Annotated in this window: 2 protein-coding genes; one reads left to right on the top strand and one right to left on the bottom strand. The window is 73.4% G+C overall.

The window, feature by feature from the left end:
* Positions 1-414 (top strand): alpha/beta hydrolase family protein (locus ACK42S_RS15095; RefSeq protein ID WP_409709308.1); only part of this gene is annotated, 414 nt, incomplete at its 5' end.
* On the opposite strand, the gene ACK42S_RS15090 is transcribed toward ACK42S_RS15095, so the two are convergent.
* The gene (locus ACK42S_RS15090) at positions 347-1606 is read right to left on the bottom strand and encodes an NAD(P)/FAD-dependent oxidoreductase (protein WP_409709305.1); all 1260 of its coding nucleotides are present in this window, start codon (positions 1604-1606) and stop codon (positions 347-349) included. The two genes, ACK42S_RS15095 and ACK42S_RS15090, sit on opposite strands and share 68 nt — an antisense overlap.
* Positions 1607-1608: the final 2 nt, after the last annotated feature.

Genomic DNA, 1608 nt, shown 5'->3' with positions numbered 1-1608 from the left:
GTGTTGCTGGACAGCGCGGCCCTGGACGTGCCGGCCCTGATGCAGGACCAGCCGCTGCGCCTGTACCGCAACGCCTTCGGCGACGACCCCCGCTACTGGCGCCAGGTGTCGCCGGTGCACCAGTTGCAGCCCCGGCCTGCGCCGCTGCTGCTGGTTCATGCCGCCCGGCGCGACGACGCGCGCGAGCAGAACCAGCGCATGGCCCAGGCGGTGCAGCAGGCCGGCGGGCGGGCGGTGTTGATGCCCGTGGACTTGTCGCACGGCGACATCAACAGCGAGCTGGGCCGCCCGGGGCCCTACACCGAGGCGGTGGAGGCGTTTTTCGCCTCGGTCGGGGTGCGCGGTATCACACAGCACCCAGCCAGCGCGCCACCCCCTGGCCGGCCCAACGGCCACTGGCAAAGCAGGCTGTGAGCAGGTAGCCGCCGGTGGGAGCCTCCCAGTCGAGCATCTCACCGGCGCAGAACACCCCGGGCAGCGGGCGCAGCATCAGGTGCTCGTCCAGGGCCTCGAAGCCCACGCCGCCGGCCGAGCTGATGGCCTCATCCAGCGGGCGTGGCGACACCAGCCGCAAGGGCAAGGCCTTGAGAGCGGCTGCCACGGCCACGGGTTCGTCCTTGGCCAAGGGGCCCAGCACCTCATGCAGCAGCGCCACCTTCAGGCCCTTGAGGCCCAGGCGGCTTTGCAGGTGGCTGGACCACGAACGCGAACCGCGCGGGTGGATCACCTCGGCCAGCACCCGCTCGGCCGGCCAGTCGGGCATGAGGTCGAGGTGGATGTCCACCCATCCCCGGGCCGCGATCGCCTCGCGCAGCAGGCGCGATGCCGCATAGACCAGGCTGCCCTCGATGCCGGTGTCGGTGAGCACGAATTCGCCCCGGCGCACGAAGCGCTCGCCGCCGGGGGCGGTCAGGCTCAGCACCACCGGCTTGACCGGCTGGCCGGCAAAGCGGCTGCGCAAATGCTCGGACCAGCCCGGCACCGTCTCGCCCTGAGGCCCGGGGCGGGCCACGTCGAAGCCGCAGTTGGCCGGCAGCAGCGGCCGCACCGCCACGCCCCGCCCGGCCAGCAGCGGCACCCAGGCTCCGTCGGAGCCCAGGCGCGACCAGCTCCCGCCCCCCAGGGCCAGCACGACGGCCTCGGGCTGCACGAGGACCGGGCCGGTGGGCGTGTCCATGACCAAGTCGCGCGCCCCAGACCAGCCAACCCAGCGGTGACGCATGTGCAAGCGCACCCCGGCCTCGCGCAGCCGGTGCAGCCAGGCGCGCAGCAAAGGCGCGGCCTTCATGTCCTTCGGAAACACGCGCCCCGAGGTGCCGACAAAGGTCTCGATGCCCAGGCTGCCCGCCCAAGCGCGCAGGGCCTCGGCGCCAAAGGCCTCCAGCCAGGGCGCCACCGCGGCCCGCTGTGGGCCATAGCGCGACAGAAACGCCGGCGGCGGCTCGGAATGCGTGAGATTGAGCCCGCCCTTGCCGGCCAGCAGGAACTTGCGGCCGGCCGAGGGCATGCGGTCGTACACATCCACGGCCAGCCCCAGGCGGCTGAGGGTCTCGGCGGCCATCAGGCCGGCCGGACCGGCGCCGACCACCGCCACGTGCGGCCGCACCC

The organism is Caldimonas sp. (assembly GCF_046289365.1).
In the GTDB taxonomy this organism is placed as follows: domain Bacteria; phylum Pseudomonadota; class Gammaproteobacteria; order Burkholderiales; family Burkholderiaceae_C; genus Caldimonas.
Note: the sequence above shows the minus strand (reverse complement) of the source record. Positions and strands in the feature narration are given on the sequence as shown.